This window comes from Luteimonas terrae (genome assembly GCF_031457535.1).
GTDB classification, from domain to species: Bacteria; Pseudomonadota; Gammaproteobacteria; order Xanthomonadales; family Xanthomonadaceae; genus Luteimonas; species Luteimonas terrae_A.
Map to the genome: position 1 here is coordinate 19,357 of NZ_JAVDWO010000011.1, position 18,999 is coordinate 38,355.

Here is an 18,999-nt window from a genome sequence, read left to right on the forward strand (position 1 = left end):
CTCCCGTCACCACGCAATCTGCACCGGGCATCAATCCTCGGGTGCCGCGCGCCTGCGCCGGGACGTCAGCACCTGGCCGACGATCGCAGTCGCAAGAATGCAGGCATTGGTGACGATGAAGACCCAGTCTCCGACCAGCGCGCTGTAGGTCACGAAGCCGACCGAGGCGGTGATCTGGCCCACGAACAACCAGTGCGACACGCCCTGCGCACTGCCGTCGCGCAGCTGCGTCGCGATCTGCCGGATCAGCGTCGCCAGCAGCACGGCGGAGGCGGCCCAGCCGACGACTTCAGGCGGCATGGGGGCCGGAGTCCACATCGAAATCGGGGACAGCGGTCTCGAGCAGCGGAGACACGATCGCGCGCGTGCGCGCCTCGAGCGCGAGCAGGTAATCGGCGAAACCGCCATGCGCCCGCGCCACGCGCCGCGCACTGGTGATCACGACGGGTGACGCACGCCGCGCGATGCGCGCGCCGGCCCGATGCAGTGCATCGACCATCGCCACATCCTCGTGCGCGGACAGCGGCGGGAAGCCACCGCAGCGCAGGTACATCGCCACGCTGAATCCCATGTTCGCGCCGTGCACATGCGGATGGCCGTCGTGCTGTTCTTCGACCGTGCCGAACTGCGTGCGCACGGTGTCGTCGTAGTCGAGCCAGTCGTCGACGGTGACGATGCCGCAGAACGCATCGGCGGCGCAGGCGATCTGGCAGGCCAGCCAGTCGCGCGGCACGCGCGAATCCGCATCGGTACACGCGACCCAGCGCGCGCCCAGCCCGATCACGAACGCCGCGCCGGCAGCGCGGGCGAGGCCGACGTTGCCGTCGTGCACCACCACGTTGCGCACGCCGCACGCGGCGACGATCGCGGCCGTGCGGTCGCTGCAGCGGTCCAGGGCAACGACGATGACCACATCTTCTCCGCCGAGCGCCTCGCAGTGCGCGGCGATCTGCACCGATGCCAGGCATGCGGCGATGCAGGCTTCCTCGTTGTGCGCGGGAATGACGACGCCGATCATCTCAGGCCCGCCCGCTGCGCGACCGACGCGCCGTGCAGGGCCCAGCCGTCGAGTCGCACGTCGGCATCGCCGTAGCCGAACATGCGCTGCATGCCGAGTTCGCGGCGCAGCAGGCGGTGCACGTCGCGACCGGATTGCGGCGCCTGCGGGAACGGAGCGAGCCAGTGGCAGGCCACCAGTACGCCGTCCCCGCGCAGGCTGGACTTCAATCGCCGCGCCATGCGCGTCAACGTGTCGACGTCGAGGTAATAGCCCACTTCGCTGAAGACCACGAGATCGAACAGGCCATCGGGCCAGGTGTCGGGATGGCGCGCCTGGCGCACGTCGACGTGGTCGTGCATCTGCGTGCGCGCGGTGGCGAGCGCGACTGCACGTGCATTGAGATCGGTCGCGATCAGCTGATCGCAACGCGTCGCCAGCTCGGCGGTCAGTTCGCCGTTCGAGCAGCCGATCTCCCAGACGCGTCCGAAGCGCTGCGCCGGCAGGCTCGCGAGCAGCAGCGCACGCTTCCGCGCTTCGTACCAGCGCTCGCGATACCCGAAGGGATCGTCGTGCGCGTAGATCGCGTCGAAATATTCGCTGGGCGTGGCGGCGCTCATGGCAGCACCACTTCGAAATCGCGATCGAAGCGTTCGAGCACGTGCGGCGGCAGGATCGGGGCCGGCATGCCGGGCCTGTCGTCGTGCAGCTGGGAGACGAAACATCCGAGTGCGGCGGCCTTGGCGCGGCACGCTGCAGGCGTCAGCACGAGACGCTGCGCGCCCGGCAGCGGCGAGACCGGCACATCCGGCGACAGCCAGTGCCACGCCCAGACCGGAAACTGCACCACCCTCGCACCCCGCTCCGCCGCGGCACGTTCGACCGCGCGCGCCGTGGCTTCGTGATCGGGATGCCCGTCGCCGCGCCAGGTCGTCAGGACGCGGTCACCCGTGTGCAACACCGGTGCGAGCGCCCGGACGAGTGCGGATTCGCGTTCGCTGACGCGGCCGTCGCCGATGTCCAGCGTGTCGATCCCATCGATCTCGACGCCGAGGATCGCCAGCGCACATTCGAGCTCCCGTCGACGCACGATGCGCAGACGTTGCGCCGGCCACACCGGCGAATCCGGATAGCACGCTTCGCCATCGGTCACCGAAACGACACGCACCGGCAGGCCGATCGCGCATGCGGTGGCGATCAATCCGCCACAGCCCAGCGCTTCGTCGTCGGGATGCGGCGATACGATCACCAACCGGGCGACGCCGGCCAGCCAGTCCGAGGCGGACTGCGCAGGCAGCGCAGCCAGCCATGCAGAGCGCCGCCACGCCGATTCCGGCACACCGTCACCCGCAATCCGCGGCGCATCGTGCTGCGATTCCAGACTCACAGCTGCCACGTCGCCTCCCGGCCTTGCGCCGCTGCGCCCAGTGCCGCCCAGTCGCGCTCGGCGTGGCTCTGCCGGAGGAAGGTGGTCAGGTCCGCGCAGCGCTGCGCATGGGCACCGTCTTCGCACAGTGGACCCGGGCCGAGCGCGCGTCCGACACGGTCGACGACGTCGGTGGCTGCGCGTTCCACCACGCTGCGCACGCGGGTGATCGCCGTGGCGTGGGGCGCATCGGGTTCGAGGTCGATCGCGGTCGCGGTGTCGCGCAGCAGACTCGCGGCCGCGGACAGCGCCATGTCGATCGCGCCGAGGTGCGCCATCGCATGCGGACTGTTGGCCGCGCGCGCATCGCGGCGCAGCGTCTCGGCAATCGCGGTCGCGGCGCCGAACCAGCACGCGGCGATGCCACCGCCGCCGTGCCAGAAGCCGGGCCGCGCGAGGTAGTCGCCGGCCGCGCCGATCTGCACCGCTGCGACGTTCTGGAACGACAGGCGTCCGCTCTCGACACGCGCCATGCCGACCGCCTGCCAGTGCCCGGGCACCGGCGTGATGCCCGGCGCATCGCGCATGATCTGCACGAGGACGCGCGTGTCGCCGTCATGCGCGGTGACCAGCGCCGCGTCGACAAGGTCCGCGCCCGAGCACCAGGCCTTGATGCCGTTGAGGGTGCCGATGCCGTCCACGCCCGGCGTGAACTCCAGACGCGCGTCCGGCGGCTCCGCCGCCCACACGGCATGCAGCAACGCGCCCTCGAGCGCGCGTTCCGGCGCACCCAGCTCGGTCAGGATCGCCAGCGCGTCGTAATGCGCCTCGAGCACCTTGATGCCGCAGACGTCCTGCGCCGCGATCTCCGCCAGACGACGCCAGCGGGTCAGCGTGTCGCCATGGCCCGGCAGCGGCAGTGTGGGATGGCGCGCCATCGCATCGCGGACGAACACGTCCAGCGCATGCGCACACGCAGTCGTCGCCACAGGCTGCGGCGAAGGGAAGGAAGAAGGCACGGAAGATCCAGAAGACGGTCTGTGCCTACCGTGCGCCCGCGCGGGTGACAGCAGCGCGAGTCGACCGCGTTCATGCGGCGCCTGCGTCTGGCGCTACGCCGAAATCGCACCCCGGTCCGTTGCCATGTGCGCTACCGCACGCAAGCAGGCACATCTGCTTGCGCAACCGGCGCGTCGCCGTTGCGCAGCCTGGCTTGCGTCAGCGCAACACACGCACGCCGCGCAGTGTCGGTGCGCCGTCGACGACATCGGTCCACACGACATACGCCTGCCCGTCGACAACCTGGAGCTGTGGGAAACCGGTGCCGCGACCGCGGCCCTGCGGGCGCGCGACCTCGATGCGTTCGTACTCGGTCGCCAGATCCGGGCTGCGGCGCGACAGCCACAGCGACTGCGCACCGGCTGCATCCTCGCGCAGCCACATCGCCCAAGCCTGCTGGCCGTCGAGCGCGACGGCGACGCGTCCCTGCACGGCAGTGTCGCTGTCGAGCACGACCGGCGCCGCGAACGTCGTGCCGGCATCGTCGCTGCGGGCGATCTGCACCTGCGGCGTGCCGGTCTGCGCGCTGTACCACGCCACGACGACGGCGCTGTCCACGGCCGCCACATCCGGGCCATTGACCGGGCAGGCCGGCATCACCCAGTTGTCGGCGTGCACGGCCATCGGCGTCGTCCAGGCGTCGCCCTCGCGGCGCGTGACCATGATGTCGCGCACTTCGCCGTCGCTGCGTCCGCGATAGACCAGCACCGGACCCTGCGCGGTGACCGCCGCGGCGGTCTGACAGCAGTCGCAGACGCTGGCATCGATTTCCTGCTCGCCGGTCTTGCGCAGCGTCGCGTCGAAGCTCGCAGCGCGCAGCGTCATCGGCCGACCTTCGCCAGGCGAGGCATGCCCTGCCGGCGAATCGTGGCCTTCGTGACTCGCGCCCACCGTGTTGCGACCATCGAGCCACGCGATGCCGATGCCGTCGCCCTGCGGCCACATCGACACGAAGCCGTGCTCGGTCTGCGTGCCGTCATCGTGCGGCACGGTGTAGGCACCCCAGTTCGCGCCGCCGTCGCGAGAACGCACAAGTGCAATGTCGTAGGCATACGGCGCGTCGCCGTTCTTCTGCAGCCAGTGCGCCCACAGCGCGCCATCGGCGGTGGCCTGCACGTGCGGCGTGTCGGCCCAGTTGACGAACATGCGGTTGCCGATCGCGATCGTCGTCGGCGCATTGCGCCAGCGCTGCTGCGCGGGATCGAAGCGCGAGAACTGGAACACGTGCCGGCGGCCTTCGCGCGAGTTCACCCAGCTCAGCATCAGCACGCCGTCCGGGCCGGCAACGAGATCTGGCGACGCGGAGCCGGCGCCGGTTTCCGGCAATGCCCAGTCGACGATCTCGCTCGGCGCGGTCACATCGGTGGTCGCGGTGCGCGCGGCCGCCTGCTCGGGCGCGTCGCTGCCACAGGCTGCGAGCAGCAGTGCAGCGGTCGACACCGCGAGGACGTTGCGCAGGCGCGAGAGGCGTGCGGGACGATCGAAAGCAGACATGCACCAGGCTCCACGTGAGCGTCGGATTCAGTGCGCAAGGTTACCCTTCCGCGCATGTACGCGCGTCCACACACCCGCCCATGAGCGTCATCGTCGCCCGTTACGCCGACCCGATCGAAGCGCAGATCGCCTGCGGCCTGCTGCAGGCAGAGGGCATCGACGTGCATCTGGGCGACGCTAACATGGCGCTGGCGAACTGGGAGTGGCGGCTGGCGATCGGCGGGGTGAAGTTGCACGTGCGCGACGACCAGTTCGAACAGGCGCAGGACCTCATCCGGCGGCTCGATGCCGGCGAATTCCAGCTCGGCGCCGAGGACGATCCCGAGGCGGACGCGCCGCTGCCGGCCACGCGCGAAAGCGGCTCCAGCCGCCTGGCGTGGATCGCGCTGATGCTGTTCCAGATTCCGTTGCCCTGGCGCCGGCGGCCGTAACGGCACGTCCGCCTGCCTGTGGGCGCGCGAATGATGTGACCGTGACAGCTTCATTGCGCGCAAGTGCGTGCGCGCCTACGGAGTGCCAACCGGTGCATCTGTCAACGGGTACCGCCGACCGGAGCGGGTTGCCACAATCGCCGCGCGGCGCTGCTGCCGCGAGCCCGTGTGGAACCCATGTCCAAGCCTGATGCCGCCCTCGCCCATAGAATTGCCGACACCATCGCCGCCGAGATCGGCGCGCAGCCCGCGCAGGCGATCGCCGCGATTGCGCTGCTGGATGAAGGTGCGACCGTGCCGTTCATCGCGCGCTACCGCAAGGAAGTCACCGGCGGGCTCGACGACACCCAGCTGCGCGATCTCGAAGTGCGCCTGTCTTACTTGCGCGAACTCGAAGACCGCCGCGCGGCGATCCTCTCCAGCATCGACGAGCAGGGCAAGCTCAACCCCGAGCTGCGCGCCGATATCGAAGCCGCCGACAGCAAGGCGCGACTGGAAGATCTGTATCTGCCGTACAAGCAGAAACGCCGCACGCGCGCGCAGATCGCGCGCGAGGCCGGACTGGAGCCGCTGGCCGATGGCCTGCTGGCCGATCCGACGCTGGTGCCGGACACATTCGCCGCCGGCTTCGTCGACGCGGAGAAAGGCGTCGCCGATGCGAAGGCTGCACTGGAAGGCGCGCGCGCGATTCTGATGGAGCGGTGGGGCGAGGACGCGACGCTGCTCGGCGAGCTGCGCGACTGGCTGGACGCCAACGGCGTGATCCGCGCCAAGGTGGCCGCCGGCAAGGAAACCGCGGGCGAGAAGTTCCGCGATTACTTCGACCACGCCGAACCACTGGCGAAGATTCCCTCGCATCGCCTGCTCGCGCTGTTCCGCGGCCGCCGCGAAGAGTTCCTGACCCTGGAGCTCGAGCCCGGCGCCGATCCGGAACAGGGCAACGCCTATGCCGAAGGCCGCATCGCGCGCCATGCCGGCATCGCCGCGCAGGGTCGCAATGCCGACGCCTGGCTGCTCAACGTCTGTCGCCTCGCATGGCGCGCGAAGATCCACCTGCACCTGATGATCGACCTGTTCGGCAAGGCGCGCGAGAAGGCCGAGGCCGAAGCGATCAACGTCTTCGGCGACAACCTCAAGGACCTGCTGCTGGCGGCGCCCGCCGGCCCGAAGACCGTGCTCGGTCTCGATCCGGGCATCCGCACCGGCTGCAAGATCGCGGTGGTCGATGCGACCGGCAAGCTCGTCGCGACCGACACGATCTATCCGCACGAGCCGCGCAAGCAGTGGGACCAGTCGGTGCACACGCTGCGCACGTTGTGCGCGCAGCACGGCGTGCAGTTGATCGCGATCGGCAACGGCACGGCCTCGCGCGAAACCGATCGCCTCGCCGCCGATGTCATCAAGCTGGCGCCGGAGCTCAAACTGCAGAAGATCGTCGTCAGCGAGGCAGGTGCGTCGGTGTATTCGGCGTCGGAAACGGCTGCGAAGGAATTCCCGAACCTCGACGTGTCGATCCGCGGCGCCGTGTCGATCGCGCGGCGCCTGCAGGATCCGCTGGCCGAGCTGGTCAAGATCGATCCCAAGGCGATTGGCGTCGGCCAGTACCAGCACGATGTCGACCAGTACCGCCTGGCCCGCGCACTGGATGCGCGCGTCGAGGACTGCGTGAACGCGGTCGGCGTGCACGTCAACACCGCATCGGGCGCGTTGCTTGCGCGCGTGGCAGGCCTGTCGAGTGGCGTGGCCGAGAACATCGTCGTGCATCGCGATGCGAACGGACCGTTCAAGCGCCGCAAGGATTTGCTCAAGGTGCCGCGTCTGGGCGAGAAGACCTTCGAGCAGTGCGCGGGCTTTCTGCGCATCGCCGACGGCGACGAACCGCTAGACGCCTCGTCGGTGCATCCGGAAGCCTATCCGGTGGTCGAGCGCATCGCCGGCAGCAGCGGTCGCGACGTGAGGCAGCTCATCGGTGACGGCGCGTTCGTGCGCTCGCTCAAGCCCGAGCAGTTCACCGACGCGACGTTCGGCGTGCCGACGGTGCGCGACATCCTGAAGGAACTCGAGAAGCCGGGCCGCGATCCGCGTCCGGAGTTCAAGGCCGCGCAGTTCGCCGACGGCGTCGAGGACATCAAGGACCTGCAGGTCGGCATGATCCTCGAAGGCGTGGTCAGCAACGTCGCCGCGTTCGGTGCGTTCGTCGACATCGGCGTGCACCAGGATGGCCTGGTGCACATCTCGGCGCTGTCGGACACCTTCGTCAAGGATCCGCGCGACGTGGTCAAGGCCGGTGACATCGTTAAGGTGAAGGTGCTGGAGGTCGACGTGCTGCGCAAGCGCATCGCACTGACGCGGCGGCTCGATGATGTGCCGGGCGAGAAGCCGGCGCGCGATTCGCGGGAGGATCGCAACGCATCGCGTGGTCCTGGCGGTCCGCGCGGCGGACGCCCCGGCGGGAAACCACCGCAGACCGCGGCCGCGCGGAGCAACAACGCACTGGCCGACGCGTTCGCACGCGCACGCGGGCGCTGACTCGCGGACACATCGTCCGGGCGTCGCAGACGTGCTGATGGTGGTGCAGGCAATCGCCCGCCCGTGCTTACAGGTCGCGGGGCGTGGTGCCGTCCGGCAGCTACCGCGTCGACGCGACGATGATCGCGGTGACGCCGAGCAGGATGCCCGACACCAGCGCGCCGACCGCGAGCAGGCCGCCGGTCGAGATCGACAGCCGGGCTTCCAGCGAGTGCGCGCGGCCACGTGCGACCAGGGACAGGGCGTGGGCGTTGCGCGCGGCAGGCGCGTTCTTGCGGTCGGAACTCGTCATCGGCGCAGTATGCGCGGCTGCGTGTCATCGGCCGGGCAACGCAGCCTCGTGCAGGCGTTCGTTCGGACCCGGCACCTGACCTGACGACGCGTCAGACCTGGAGTGGCTCGTCCGGTCGCGGCGCGCGGAACCGAAAGCCGGTGCCCGGCAGCGTCACGATCAGCGGCTCGTCGAACCCGTCGTTGAGCGTGCGCCGCAGCTGGTACATGTGGCTGCGCAGTGCATCCGACTTCGGCAGTCGCGAGCCCCAGATCGCGGATTGCAGTTCCGCGCGCTTGACCACGCGCGGGTGATGCCGCATCAGCGTCGCCAGGATCTTCAGGCCCATCGGCAGCACCGGCAGCGCGCGGCCACCGCGGGTCACGCGTCCGGAGCCTGGATCCACGCGCAGATCGTCGAGTGCGATGACCGTCTGGCCCACTTCCGCGCGGCTACGCCGCAGCAGGGCGTCGAGGCGCGCGCCGAGTTCCGCGGGCGCGAACGGCTTGGTCAGTTAATCGTCGGCGCCCGCGTCCAGGCCGGCCAGCTTGGCCTCCAGCGTCGTCAGTGCGGACAGCATCAGAATTGGCGTGACCGTATGCGCGGCCGCGCGCAACTGCCGGCACACTTCGATGCCCCCCAACCGGGGCAGCGTGACATCCAGCAGGATCGCGTCGTAACGCTGGGCGGCCACACGATTGAGTGCTTCGATGCCGTCACGGGCGTAATCGATGGCGTACCCGCGGCGCACCAGCCATTCCCCGGTCAGCAATGCCAGCCTGGCGTCGTCTTCCACGATCAGCACGACACCGTTGTCGTTCCTGGACGTTTGCATGGCCTGCCCCTCGATGTGTCCGAAGGTGGCCACCCACCCGTCATACAGGCCGCGGTCCGCTGGGGCGTGACGCGGGCGCATACACAAAGCGCGTCCGATGCCGCTTGCGATCATCGAGGCGCGGACCTGCGGCCTGCGCCAGTATCGATGTCGATTACCGGCGCAGTTCGACCCATGTGGGCGCGTGGTCGCTGGCGCGCGGCTGCAGGCGGACCCAGCGGTCCACGCCGACCGACTCCAGACCGCCAGCGAGCACGGGGTTGAGCAGCAGATGGTCGATGCGCAGGCCGCGGTCGCGCTCGGCGTGCTGGCGGAAATGGTCCCAGAAGGTGAACACCTGCTCGTCACCGAACACCTCGGCCAGCGCATCAGTCCAGCCCTGCGCGAGCAGATCGAAATAGGCCTGCCGCACCTCTGGCTGGATCAGCGCGTCCTTCTTCCAGGCCTTCGCGTCATAGACGTCGTTGTCGGTGGGAATGACGTTGAAGTCGCCGACCAGCGCGGCGGGATGCTCCAGATCGACGAGCGTCTTCGCATGCCGCTGCAGGCGCTGCATCCACGCGAGCTTGTAGTCGAACTTCGGTCCCGGCTGCGGATTGCCGTTGGGCAGGTACAGCGCGCCGACGATGATACCGTGCACCGCCGCCTCGATGTAGCGACTCTGCGCATCGTCCAGATCGCCCGGCAAGCCGCGTCGGCTCTCCACCGGTTCCACGCCGCGCCCGAGCAGCGCGACGCCGTTCCAGGCACGTTGCCCATGCCAGATGGCGCCGTAGCCGGCCGCTTCGATCTCCGCGGCCGGGAAGGCCTCGTCGGTGGCCTTGAGCTCCTGCAGCGCGACGATGTCGGGGGTCTCGTGCGCCAGCCATTCGAGCAGGTTGGGCAGGCGCGTCCCGATGCCATTGACATTGAACGTCGCCAGCTTGAGGGTTTTCTTCCTGGCCATGCGGATGATCCCGTCAACTGCGTTGCCGACGTTCTACAGCGCCGCAGGTGACGGGCGCAGCTACCGACCCCGCGCCGTCCTGCACCACAATCGCCGCATGCCGATACACCGCCACTGCCTACCCATGCGCCACACCGCTCCGTGCGGGCCGGGGACGGTGCCCTGATGGCCGCGGCACGCGTCGCACTGCGTCGTGCTCTGCGTGTGCTGCTGTGCATGGCAGTGGGCGTGTTCGTGCTGTCGGGCATCGGCGCGCTGTGGTACCAGGCGCCGCTGCGCTGGCTGTGGCTGCCCCTGTGGAGCGTGCTCGGCGTCGCGATGCTGCTGGCACTGGCGGGCCGCCTGCCGCAGCCGCGACGCGGTCGTGTCCTGGGCGCCGGCCTGGTCGCCACACTGGTACTGCTGGGTTGGTGGCAGACCGTGCTGCCGATGCAGGACCGCGACTGGTCGGATGACGTCGCGCGCCTGCTGGATGCCGACGTCGAAGGCAGCCGCGTGACCCTGCGCAATGTGCGCAACTTCGACTGGACCCGCAACGGTGATCCGGTGCCGCGATGGGAGACGCGCCGCTACGATCTCGATCGACTGGCATCCGCCGATCTGGTGATGTCGTACTGGATGGGCCCGGCGATCGCGCACACGCTGGTGTCGTTCGGCTTCGACGATGGCAGCCGCGTGGTGTTCTCGCTGGAGATCCGCAAGGAGCGCCACGAATCGTTCTCGGCGATCGGCGGTTTCTTCAAACAGTTCGAGGCGGTGCTGATCGCCGCCGACGAGCGCGACATCGTGCGGGTGCGCAGCAACGTGCGCGACGAGGACGTGTACCTGTACCGGCTGGCGATTCCGCGCGAACAGCTGCGCACGCTGTTTCTCGCCTACGTCGATGAGGCCGGCACGCTGCAGCAGGCGCCGCGTTTCTACAACACCGTGACCAGCAACTGCACGACGATCGTCTTCGACATCGCCCGGCACATCGCGCCGGGCCTGCCGCTCGATATCCGCCTGCTGCTGTCGGGCTGGTTCGGGCAGTACACGCATGCGCACGGCGGGCTCGCCGGCCAGGGGCCGTTCGCACGGCTAGAAGCGGCCGGCCGCATCACCGACCGCGCGCGCGATGCCGACCGCGATCCCGACTTTTCCCGCGCGATCCGGCGCGGCGTGCCCGGCATTCCGGAGTCCGAAACCCGATGACCATGCAGCCCATTCCAGGATGGATCCGCAGCGCTACAACCCTCCTGCTGGTGCTCGCGCTTGCCGGCTGTTCGCTGGCGATGGTCGACGTGAAATCGATTGCGCCTGGCGAGTACATTGCGATCAAGCGCGGCGACATCCTCACTACCGGCGAACTCAGCGCCGCGACGCGCGAGATGCTGCGCGTCGCCGGACTCGACGAGCGCATGTGCATGCGACCGCAGAACGACTGCCTGCAGGCGCTCGACGCGGTGCACGCCGTCGACGCAGAGCGCCGCATGGCCGCGCTGACCGAAATGTGGGTGCAGCGGGCGCTATCGCTTGCGCCCGGGCGCAATGCACCACCGTCCGATGGGCAGCTCGACGCCTGGTTCGAGGTTGCACGTCACGCCTATGCCTACCTGTTCTTCAGCGCGCGCACACCCGGCGAGCGGGCATTCGAAGACCGGCAGACCCAGGTGCGCGACTACTACAACCTCGCGACCCAAGAAGCGGCGACCGCGCTGTTCGCGCGATACGCGGGCGCGCCAGGCGCCGAGGGCGAAGCGCTGGCGCTGGCCGGCTGGACGGTCCGCACCACGCTGGACGGTGTGCGCCTGCCCGATGGTGTGGACCTGCCGGAGGAGCTCATCCCGGCGTCGTCGCTGCAGTTCGCCGGCCTGCGCAGCGTGTACCGGCGCGATGGCTTCGGCGCCGAACTCGTCGCGGTGATGCAACCCGATCCGGTGACGACGATCGTCGTGCCCGATGCATCGGGCGACGCATCACCCGGTGCGCAACGGCGCCAGCGCCCACCACGGCGCGATTACAGCGAAATGCCTTCGCCGGCGATGACCGTACTGCTGCGCTTCGCCGCCACAGATCTGGCGCAGTTGATGTCCACGCGCGAGGTCGCGCTCAGCGTGCACGACCCTTACGTCGACAGCGTCGCGCAGATGCACGGCCAGAAAGTGCCGCTGGCCGCGAACTTCACCGCCGGCTACGGCCTGTGGCTGGCGCGTTCCGGCTTCGCCACACAGTCGCTGCGCACGCTGTTCGGCCGCGACCACGGCATCGATCGGCCGCATCTGTACATGATGCAGCCCTACGATCCCGACCGCCGGATCCTGCTGATGCTGCACGGACTGGCGAGCAGTCCGGAGGCCTGGGTCAATGTCGCCAACGAGGTGCTCGGCGATGAGATGCTGCGGCAGAACTTCCAGATCTGGCAGGTCTACTACCCGACCAACATGCCGATCGCGCTCAACCATGCGCAGATCCGTGGGACGGTGAACGAGGCACTCGCGCATTTCGATCCCGACCGCAGCGCACACGCCTCGCAGGACATGGTCGTCGTCGGCCACAGCATGGGCGGCGTCATCGCGCGGCTGATGGTGTCGTCATCGGGCGATGCGCTGTGGGATGCGGTGATGGCCGATCGCGAGATCGCGCCGTCGGATCTGCGTCGCGTGCAGCGCCGGCTGTCACCGTTCCTGCGCTTCGAGCCGATGCCGCAGATCGAACGCGCGGTCTTCATCGCCGCGCCGCATCGCGGCACCGACATCGCCGGCACGCGCGCGGGCCGCTGGATCTCGCGCCTCGTGCGCCTGCCGCTGACCTTCCTGGAAAGTTTCGACGATGTGCTGCAGACAGTCGCCGGCAGCGCGCAGACGCCCGACGGCCGCACGGGTCGCATTCCCAACAGCATCGACAACCTCAGCGCCAGCGATCCCTTCGTCCGCGCCGCCGCCGAACTCCCGCGCGCGCCGCAGGTGAAGCTTCACACGATCATCGCCCAGCGCGATCCCACCGTGCCGCTCGCGCAGTCCAACGACGGCCTCGTGCCCTACCCCAGCGCACACCTCGACGATGCGGTATCGGAGAAGGTCGTCGTCTCCGGCCACAGTGTGCAGGAGACGGCTCCGGCGATCCTCGAACTGCGCCGCATCCTGCATGAGGACATCGCGGCACATCCGCGGGATTGACGCTTCCTAGCGCGCCATCGCCAGACGCAGCGGTTCGCGATGACGTCGGCTGCAGGGCACGATGGTGCCGTCGTGCAGGTGGATGCGCGCATCGCCGCTGTCGAGTGACTCGATCGACGCGATCCGGTCGGCGTTGACTAGGTGGCTGCGATGCACGCGCAGGAAGCGCGTGGCGTCCAGGCGTGACTCGAGTTCGGCCAGCGTGCTGCGCAGCGGATAGACCTTGCCGCGCACGTGCAGGTTGGCGTAGTTGCCCGCGGCCTGGATCCATTCGATATCGTCGGCGGCCACCAGGAATTCGCGTCCGAGCTTGCGGACCAGGAAGCGGGAGGGTCGCTCGACCGGTTCCACCGGCGCGCTGTCATCGTCAGGCGCCGCCAACAGTGAGGCTTCGCCCTGCAGACGCCGCACCAGCAGGCGATACCCATGTAGCACCACGACGATGCCAAGAAAGGTGCGCGCGTCCTTCAGGTACTCGTAGACGAAGGCATCGCCGAAGACATACGTGCCACCGTGCCAGGCGTAGACCAGCTTGCGGATGGCCACCATCAATGCGACGTGCAGCATCGACCAGACCACGCTTGCCGCCGCGTACAGCGGCAGGCGTCGCCGCCAGTTGTCCAGGTGCACCGGCCAGCGCGCGGTGAACCACACCATCGCCGGCACCAGCATCAGCAGCGCGATGGCGCTGCCGCCCTCCCAGCTCGCCACTTCCCATGCGGCGTAATCCAGGCCGAGGCGCTCGACGTCCATCCATGTGGTCACGCTGTTGCCCACGCCGGACAGCAGATAGGTGATGAGCCAGTAACCGACCTCGACCGGTCGGCGGATGGCGAGATAGCGCTCTGCGCCTGTGTGCGGCGTGGCGGGACGTTCGGGCATGCCCGCATTCTAGGCAGCGGCGGCGGGCTGGCCCGTCCCATTCGTCCCTGTCGGCATACGGTTCGTCCCTTGACCCGCGCCACGAGGCCCCCGCACGTACTGCGCGGCCCTGCGCCCCGGCACTGTGGCGGCTTCTCAAGTACCCGGCTTTGCATGAACCGACGCCATGACATCGACGCACTGCGCGTGATCGCATTCGCCCTGCTGATTCTCTATCACGTGGGCATGGTCTACGTGGTCGACTGGGGCTTCCACATCAAGAGCCCGACACTGCTGGCCTGGGTCGAATGGCCGATGGTGCTGGTCAACCGCTGGCGGATGTCGCTGCTGTTCCTGCTGGCGGGCATCGCGCTGGGGCTGGTGCTGATACGGAAGTCACCTGCGCGTCTGATCGGCAACCGAAGTTGGCGCCTGTTGTTGCCGCTGGCGTTCGGCATCGCCCTGATCGTGCCGGTGCAGGCCTGGTGCGAAGCGCGGATGCTCGGAACGTACGACGCCGGCTTCGGTAGCTCCCTGCTGCGTTACCTGCAGCTGCGGCCGTGGCCGGCCGGCACGTTCACCGGTGCCGAGTACGGCTTCACCTGGAATCATCTCTGGTATCTGCCGTACCTCTGGCTCTACACGCTGCTCGTGTTGCTGGCCTTGGCGGTGTTGCGCGCGATCGGCGGCGGGCGTTTCGCCGGCTGGCTGACGACGCGCGGCCGCTGGCTGCTGTGGACGGTGCCGCCGCTGTGGTACCTGTTCGCACTGTGGGTGCTCGATCCCCGGTTTCCGTCGACGCATGCGCTGGTCGGCGACTGGTTCAACCACGCGCGGTACTTCGTGGTGTTCGCGTTCGGCCTGCTCGTCGCGCGCAGCGATCCGTTTTGGTCGGCGCTGCTCCACAAGCGCGTCCGGCTGCTTTGGCTCGCTGTAGGTTCTGGTGCGCTGTATCTCGGGCTACGGGCGATGGGCGCCTGGCTTCCCGACGCTGCCTATCTCGAACTGATGCCGCTGGACGCTTGGCGTACGGTGGTGCGGGTTATCCAGACCGTCTACTGGTGGACCGCACTCCTCGCGTTGTTGGCATGGAGCGCGCGACTGTTAGACCGGCCCTCCACGTGGCTGCGCTACGCCAGCGAAGCGGTGTATCCCTGGTACATCCTGCACCAGAGCCTGATCGTGCTCGCTGCCTACTGGTTGATCCCGTTGCACCTCGGGGCGCTGTGGGAACCGCTGCTGGTCCTCGCGATCACCATTACCGGTTGCGTGTTGATCCACGAACTGCTGATCCGCCGCATCGGTTGGCTGCGTCCGCTGTTCGGGCTGCCGATGCGCGCGCGCATGCAGCCAACAGCCCGTCTGAATGAAGCGGAGTCGGTGGCGTTGCGCGTCCCCTGAGCATCGCTGGCGAAAGCGCACGTTGCCTCAGTGAGGCGCCACGCCGTGCATGCGGCGCCGGATCCAACCGGCGGCACCGGAGACCAGCGCTGCCGGAATCGACAGCACCGCCGCATACAGCACGCCTGCCAGCAGCAATGGAGCCGCGCCCGATACCGCGATCACGACCAGCACCTGGACGAAGACGGCGATCAGGCCCCAGAGCCAGGCCCGCATGGGCATCGCGACGCCGAGGATTGCGGACAGCAGCAGCGCGCCCGGATACACCAGCGTCCAGAACGCGTCGGCATCCCAGGGTTCGCCGCCGCCCAACATCCCGGACACCGCCGCCCAGTACGCGATGCCGAGAATGGCGGAGATGCACGCGCCGAAAAGTACGGGTCTGTTCGTCATTCCTGTCGCCCTGCGCAGTCGAAGTTCGTACCAGACCACAGCGGTGCGGAACACCGGATGATCGCGGTGTGCTCGCGTACGGCGACGCGACTGCGATCGCCAATGTGCACGCATCACCGCGTCGTTGACGCCGTTTCGTGCACTCAGGCCGCGCGCGTGCGCCGCGCGCGTTCCAGATGCACCAGCAGCAGCGAAATCGCGGCAGGCGTCATGCCCGGAATGCGCTGGGCCTGGCCGACGGTCAGCGGCCGCACCTGCGTGAGCTTCTGCGCGAGTTCGGCAGACAGCCCGCGGACCTGTGCGTAGTCGAAGCTCTCGGCAATCGCGGTAGTTTCCTGGCGCTGCTGGCGTTCGATCTCGACGCGCTGGCGCTCCAGATAGCCGGAATATTTGGCCTCGATCTCCACCTGTTCGGCCACATCGGCTTCTTCGACACCCGGGCCGATCGCCTCGACGCGCATCAGCTCGGCGTAGCCGAGTTCGGGACGACGCAACAGGTCGATGCCGTTGCTTTCGCGGCGCAGTTCGATGCCCAGTGTCGCCACCGCGTCGCGGCCGATCGCATTCTGCGGTGACGCCCACAGGCCACGCAGGCGCGCGGTTTCGCGCTCGACGGCTTCGCGCTTGGCGTCAAAGCGCGCCCAGCGCGCGTCGTCGACGAGGCCAAGCATGCGCCCGGCTTCGGTCAGCCGCAGATCCGCGTTGTCCTCGCGCAGCTGCAGCCGGTATTCGGCGCGGCTGGTGAACATGCGGTAGGGCTCTTTGGTGCCATGCGTGATCAGGTCGTCGACCAGCACGCCGATGTAGGCCTGGTCGCGGCGCGGGCTCCAGGCATCGAGGCCACGCACCTGGCGCGCGGCGTTGACGCCAGCGAGCAGTCCCTGCGCCGCGGCTTCCTCGTAGCCGGTGGTGCCGTTGATCTGGCCGGCGAAATACAGGCCCGCGACCGCGCGTGTCTCCAGCGTGTGTTTCAGCCCGCGCGGGTCGAAGAAGTCGTATTCGATCGCGTAGCCGGCGCGGGTGATATGCGCGTTCTCGAAGCCGACGATGCTGCGCACCAGCGCGAGCTGCACATCGAACGGCAGCGATGTCGAGATGCCGTTGGGATAGATCTCGGCGACATCGAGACCTTCGGGCTCGACGAAGATCTGATGGCTGTCCTTGTCGGCGAAGCGCACCACCTTGTCTTCGATCGACGGGCAGTAACGCGGGCCGATGCCTTCGATCTGGCCCGAGTACATCGGCGAGCGGTGCAGCGCGCCACGGATGATCTCGTGCGTGCGTTCGGTGGTGCGGGTGATCCAGCACGGCACCTGGCGCGGATGATCGTCGCGCGTGCCCATGAAGGAAAATACAGGGCGCGGATCGTCACCGGGCTGGATCGTCATCGCGGCGTAGTCGAGCGTGCGGCCGTCGATGCGCGGCGGCGTGCCGGTCTTCAGACGGTCGACAACGAACGGGCGCTCGCGCAAGCGGGCCGCGAGGGTCGCTGCAGGCGGATCGCCTGCGCGCCCACCCGCGGACTGGGCCTCGCCGATGTGGATCCGCCCGGCGAGAAACGTACCCGCGGTGAGCACCACGGCCGGCGCGTCGAAACGCAGGCCGGTCTGGGTGATGACGCCGCGCACGGCATCGCCCTCGATGACCAGGTCATCGACCGCGGACTGGAAGATCGTCAGGTTCGGCTGCGCCTCGACGGCGCGGCGCACGAACGCGCGATACAGATTGCGGTCGGCCTGGCAGCGCGTTGCGCGCACGGCCGGACCCTTGGATGCGTTGAGCCGGCGCCACTGGATGCCCGCAGCGTCGGCCGCGCGGGCCATCACGCCGCCGAGCGCGTCGATCTCGCGGACCAGGTGACCCTTGCCGATACCGCCGATCGCCGGGTTGCAGCTCATCACGCCGATGGTCTCGACGTTGTGGGTCAGCAGCAGCGTGCGGGCGCCGGCGCGCGCGGACGCGAGCGCAGCTTCGGTGCCGGCGTGGCCGCCGCCGACGACGATGACGTCGTAGCTGTGGAAGTCGTTGGACATGGCGAGGATTATCCGCGAGTTCGTCGCGCGCGGCAGTCAGTGCGCCAGAGTTGGCACAGTTTCTGCGTGCTTTACGGCGCACCCGCGGCGGCAAGCGTCTGAAAGGGGGGCGCGGCCGGAATTGGAACAGGGCTGGCCAAGTACGCTGCGGGGAAGCACGGGGCCGGATGTCGGGGGACATCCGGCCCCATCTTTTTAGGCTCGTGGCCGGCGCTGTGGCAGCGCGGATCAAGAGCCGACACCCGGCGGAGACGGAACAGGGGGGATCCGGTATTCCCCGCCGGGAGTCGACAACTGGTGTGACGTTTACGTCGGAAACCGACGCGACCGGTCACTCAGGGGCAAGCTTCCTCCCGCGTCTCACCCAGTGCAAGCCTTAAATTGGCTCCACTTCCCGGTGTGTGACCGGAGTCCTTCTTTCACTGCGGGGGCTTGGACGGGACTCGGTCCGGACCGGCGGACGGCTGACAGGCGTCGCCTGTGGCGGACGCTGGATCGCGGGACGCGACTGGCCTTCAGGACGTCCCGGGCGCTGGCCGCCGGGGCGCGAATCGGGGCGTGCCTGTCCCTCACCGCGAGGCGGGCGTCCACCCCAGCCGCCGCCGGGGCGGCCGGGACGATCCGCGTCACCGCGGCCCGGCGGGCGATCTCCGACACCGGCACCCGGTCTACCGGGCCGGCCGACGCCGGGACGATCCGGCCGATCAGGTCGGCCGATCCCCGGGCGATCCGGGCGGTCTGGACGACCGATACCGGGACGATCCGGCCGGCCATCCCCCCAGCCCGGACGCCCGGGCCGGTCCGGCCGCTCGGGACGGGCATGCTCGTAGGGTGGACGACCCGGCCGATGACCACCCGGACGGCCCGGATACACCGGTCGCACGATCACCGGTGGCGGGCGGTAATAACCACCGCCGTAGCCGTAGGGATAGCGATTCCAGGCGTCGTAGCGGCCGTAAGGCACGCCATATCCCGCGCCGCCATACAAGCCGTAACCGCGCCCGTAACCGAGGCTGCCGTAGGGCGCACCGTAGTGGCGATAGGTGGTCCCGGGCGAGCCGTAGTAGTAGTCGCCGCTGCCGCCGCGATAGCCGTAGGTGGCACAACCCGCCAGCGTCATGCAGGCAACGAGCAGAAAAGCCTTGCGGATCATGTCGGTCCACCCCTGTCGATCAGGAGTCCACCATCCACCCGCGGCATTGAATCGGCCCTTAAGCGTTCCAATCGC

16 protein-coding genes and 1 pseudogene are annotated in these 18,999 nt (G+C 68.8%); 5 read left to right on the plus strand and 12 right to left on the minus strand.

Features of this window, described 5'->3' with window-relative positions:
* Positions 1 to 30 precede the first annotated feature (30 nt).
* The 6 genes from J2W68_RS13020 to J2W68_RS13045 form a co-directional block, all read right to left on the minus strand.
* A complete protein-coding gene (locus J2W68_RS13020; protein ID WP_310236552.1) occupies positions 31 to 300 on the minus strand; it encodes a hypothetical protein in 270 nt (89 codons plus the stop codon).
* Complete coding sequence (locus tag J2W68_RS13025; protein ID WP_310236554.1) at positions 290 to 1,018, minus strand: glycosyltransferase; 729 nt, start codon at positions 1,016 to 1,018, stop codon at positions 290 to 292. Before J2W68_RS13025 ends, J2W68_RS13020 begins: the two co-directional genes overlap by 11 nt.
* Positions 1,015 to 1,617, minus strand: coding sequence for a class I SAM-dependent methyltransferase (locus J2W68_RS13030; protein ID WP_310236556.1), 603 nt, complete (start codon positions 1,615 to 1,617; stop codon positions 1,015 to 1,017). Before J2W68_RS13030 ends, J2W68_RS13025 begins: the two co-directional genes overlap by 4 nt.
* Positions 1,614 to 2,393: a PIG-L deacetylase family protein gene (locus J2W68_RS13035; protein ID WP_310236557.1), complete on the minus strand. Its 780-nt coding sequence runs from the start codon at positions 2,391 to 2,393 to the stop codon at positions 1,614 to 1,616. The genes J2W68_RS13030 and J2W68_RS13035 overlap by 4 nt, the downstream gene beginning before the upstream one ends.
* Positions 2,381 to 3,301, minus strand: coding sequence for an acyl-CoA dehydrogenase (locus tag J2W68_RS13040; protein ID WP_430539738.1), 921 nt, complete (start codon positions 3,299 to 3,301; stop codon positions 2,381 to 2,383). The genes J2W68_RS13035 and J2W68_RS13040 overlap by 13 nt, the downstream gene beginning before the upstream one ends.
* 280 nt (positions 3,302 to 3,581) lie before the next feature.
* Entirely contained in the window at positions 3,582 to 4,916 is a 1,335-nt protein-coding gene (locus tag J2W68_RS13045) for a sialidase family protein (protein WP_310236561.1), read from the minus strand.
* Positions 4,917 to 4,996: 80 nt separating this feature from the next.
* Here J2W68_RS13045 and J2W68_RS13050 point away from each other — a divergent pair, with 80 nt between their 5' ends.
* Together J2W68_RS13050 and J2W68_RS13055 are read left to right on the plus strand one after the other, a co-directional pair.
* A complete protein-coding gene (locus tag J2W68_RS13050; RefSeq protein WP_310236563.1) occupies positions 4,997 to 5,347 on the plus strand; it encodes a DUF2007 domain-containing protein in 351 nt (116 codons plus the stop codon).
* A 177-nt stretch (positions 5,348 to 5,524) separates the two neighbouring features.
* Entirely contained in the window at positions 5,525 to 7,876 is a 2,352-nt protein-coding gene (locus tag J2W68_RS13055) for a Tex family protein (protein WP_310236565.1), read from the plus strand.
* A gap of 100 nt (positions 7,877 to 7,976) precedes the next feature.
* Here the strand turns inward: J2W68_RS13055 and J2W68_RS13060 are convergent, their stop codons facing one another.
* The 3 genes and pseudogenes from J2W68_RS13060 to xth all read right to left on the minus strand — a co-directional run bounded on the left by J2W68_RS13060 (position 7,977) and on the right by xth (position 9,928).
* A complete protein-coding gene (locus J2W68_RS13060; RefSeq protein ID WP_310236566.1) occupies positions 7,977 to 8,168 on the minus strand; it encodes a hypothetical protein in 192 nt (63 codons plus the stop codon).
* A 91-nt stretch (positions 8,169 to 8,259) separates the two neighbouring features.
* A pseudogene (locus J2W68_RS13065) lies at positions 8,260 to 8,982 on the minus strand (response regulator transcription factor).
* Between the two features lie 154 nt (positions 8,983 to 9,136).
* Positions 9,137 to 9,928, minus strand: a complete 792-nt coding sequence (xth, locus tag J2W68_RS13070; RefSeq protein WP_310236568.1) for an exodeoxyribonuclease III — start codon at positions 9,926 to 9,928, stop codon at positions 9,137 to 9,139.
* A gap of 162 nt (positions 9,929 to 10,090) precedes the next feature.
* Here xth and J2W68_RS13075 point away from each other — a divergent pair, with 162 nt between their 5' ends.
* Entirely contained in the window at positions 10,091 to 11,119 is a 1,029-nt protein-coding gene (locus J2W68_RS13075) for a DUF4105 domain-containing protein (RefSeq protein WP_430539739.1), read from the plus strand.
* Positions 11,116 to 13,083 carry an esterase/lipase family protein gene (locus J2W68_RS13080; RefSeq protein WP_310236571.1) on the plus strand — a complete coding sequence of 656 codons (1,968 nt, stop codon included), beginning with the start codon at positions 11,116 to 11,118 and terminating at the stop codon, positions 13,081 to 13,083. Before J2W68_RS13075 ends, J2W68_RS13080 begins: the two co-directional genes overlap by 4 nt.
* A 6-nt stretch (positions 13,084 to 13,089) precedes the next feature.
* Here the strand turns inward: J2W68_RS13080 and J2W68_RS13085 are convergent, their stop codons facing one another.
* Positions 13,090 to 13,965, minus strand: coding sequence for a LytTR family DNA-binding domain-containing protein (locus tag J2W68_RS13085; RefSeq protein WP_310236573.1), 876 nt, complete (start codon positions 13,963 to 13,965; stop codon positions 13,090 to 13,092).
* Between the two features lie 153 nt (positions 13,966 to 14,118).
* Between J2W68_RS13085 and J2W68_RS13090 the strand changes: the two genes are divergently transcribed.
* Entirely contained in the window at positions 14,119 to 15,345 is a 1,227-nt protein-coding gene (locus J2W68_RS13090) for an acyltransferase family protein (protein WP_310236575.1), read from the plus strand.
* Positions 15,346 to 15,372: 27 nt separating this feature from the next.
* Here J2W68_RS13090 and J2W68_RS13095 read toward each other — a convergent pair whose 3' ends face one another.
* Both J2W68_RS13095 and mnmG read right to left on the minus strand, forming a co-directional pair.
* Positions 15,373 to 15,792: a hypothetical protein gene (locus J2W68_RS13095; protein WP_310236576.1), complete on the minus strand. Its 420-nt coding sequence runs from the start codon at positions 15,790 to 15,792 to the stop codon at positions 15,373 to 15,375.
* A gap of 89 nt (positions 15,793 to 15,881) precedes the next feature.
* On the minus strand, positions 15,882 to 17,771 hold the full coding sequence (mnmG, locus tag J2W68_RS13100) for a tRNA uridine-5-carboxymethylaminomethyl(34) synthesis enzyme MnmG (protein WP_310236578.1): 1,890 nt from the start codon (positions 17,769 to 17,771) through the stop codon (positions 15,882 to 15,884).
* Positions 17,772 to 18,999: the final 1,228 nt, after the last annotated feature.

What these genes read in the sequence shown, in the direction of transcription:
- J2W68_RS13090 (WP_310236575.1), top strand. Translation starts at nt 14,119, where the DNA reads ATGAACCGACGCCATGACATCGACGCACTGCGCGTGATCGCATTCGCC.
- J2W68_RS13055 (WP_310236565.1), top strand. Translation starts at nt 5,525, where the DNA reads ATGTCCAAGCCTGATGCCGCCCTCGCCCATAGAATTGCCGACACCATC.
- mnmG (WP_310236578.1), bottom strand. Translation starts at nt 17,771, where the DNA reads ATGTCCAACGACTTCCACAGCTACGACGTCATCGTCGTCGGCGGCGGC.
- J2W68_RS13085 (WP_310236573.1), bottom strand. Translation starts at nt 13,965, where the DNA reads ATGCCCGAACGTCCCGCCACGCCGCACACAGGCGCAGAGCGCTATCTC.
- J2W68_RS13050 (WP_310236563.1), top strand. Translation starts at nt 4,997, where the DNA reads ATGAGCGTCATCGTCGCCCGTTACGCCGACCCGATCGAAGCGCAGATC.
- J2W68_RS13040 (WP_430539738.1), bottom strand. Translation starts at nt 3,301, where the DNA reads ATGGCGCGCCATCCCACACTGCCGCTGCCGGGCCATGGCGACACGCTG.
- xth (WP_310236568.1), bottom strand. Translation starts at nt 9,928, where the DNA reads ATGGCCAGGAAGAAAACCCTCAAGCTGGCGACGTTCAATGTCAATGGC.
- J2W68_RS13045 (WP_310236561.1), bottom strand. Translation starts at nt 4,916, where the DNA reads ATGTCTGCTTTCGATCGTCCCGCACGCCTCTCGCGCCTGCGCAACGTC.
- J2W68_RS13025 (WP_310236554.1), bottom strand. Translation starts at nt 1,018, where the DNA reads ATGATCGGCGTCGTCATTCCCGCGCACAACGAGGAAGCCTGCATCGCC.
- J2W68_RS13080 (WP_310236571.1), top strand. Translation starts at nt 11,116, where the DNA reads ATGACCATGCAGCCCATTCCAGGATGGATCCGCAGCGCTACAACCCTC.
- J2W68_RS13060 (WP_310236566.1), bottom strand. Translation starts at nt 8,168, where the DNA reads ATGACGAGTTCCGACCGCAAGAACGCGCCTGCCGCGCGCAACGCCCAC.
- J2W68_RS13020 (WP_310236552.1), bottom strand. Translation starts at nt 300, where the DNA reads ATGCCGCCTGAAGTCGTCGGCTGGGCCGCCTCCGCCGTGCTGCTGGCG.
- J2W68_RS13030 (WP_310236556.1), bottom strand. Translation starts at nt 1,617, where the DNA reads ATGAGCGCCGCCACGCCCAGCGAATATTTCGACGCGATCTACGCGCAC.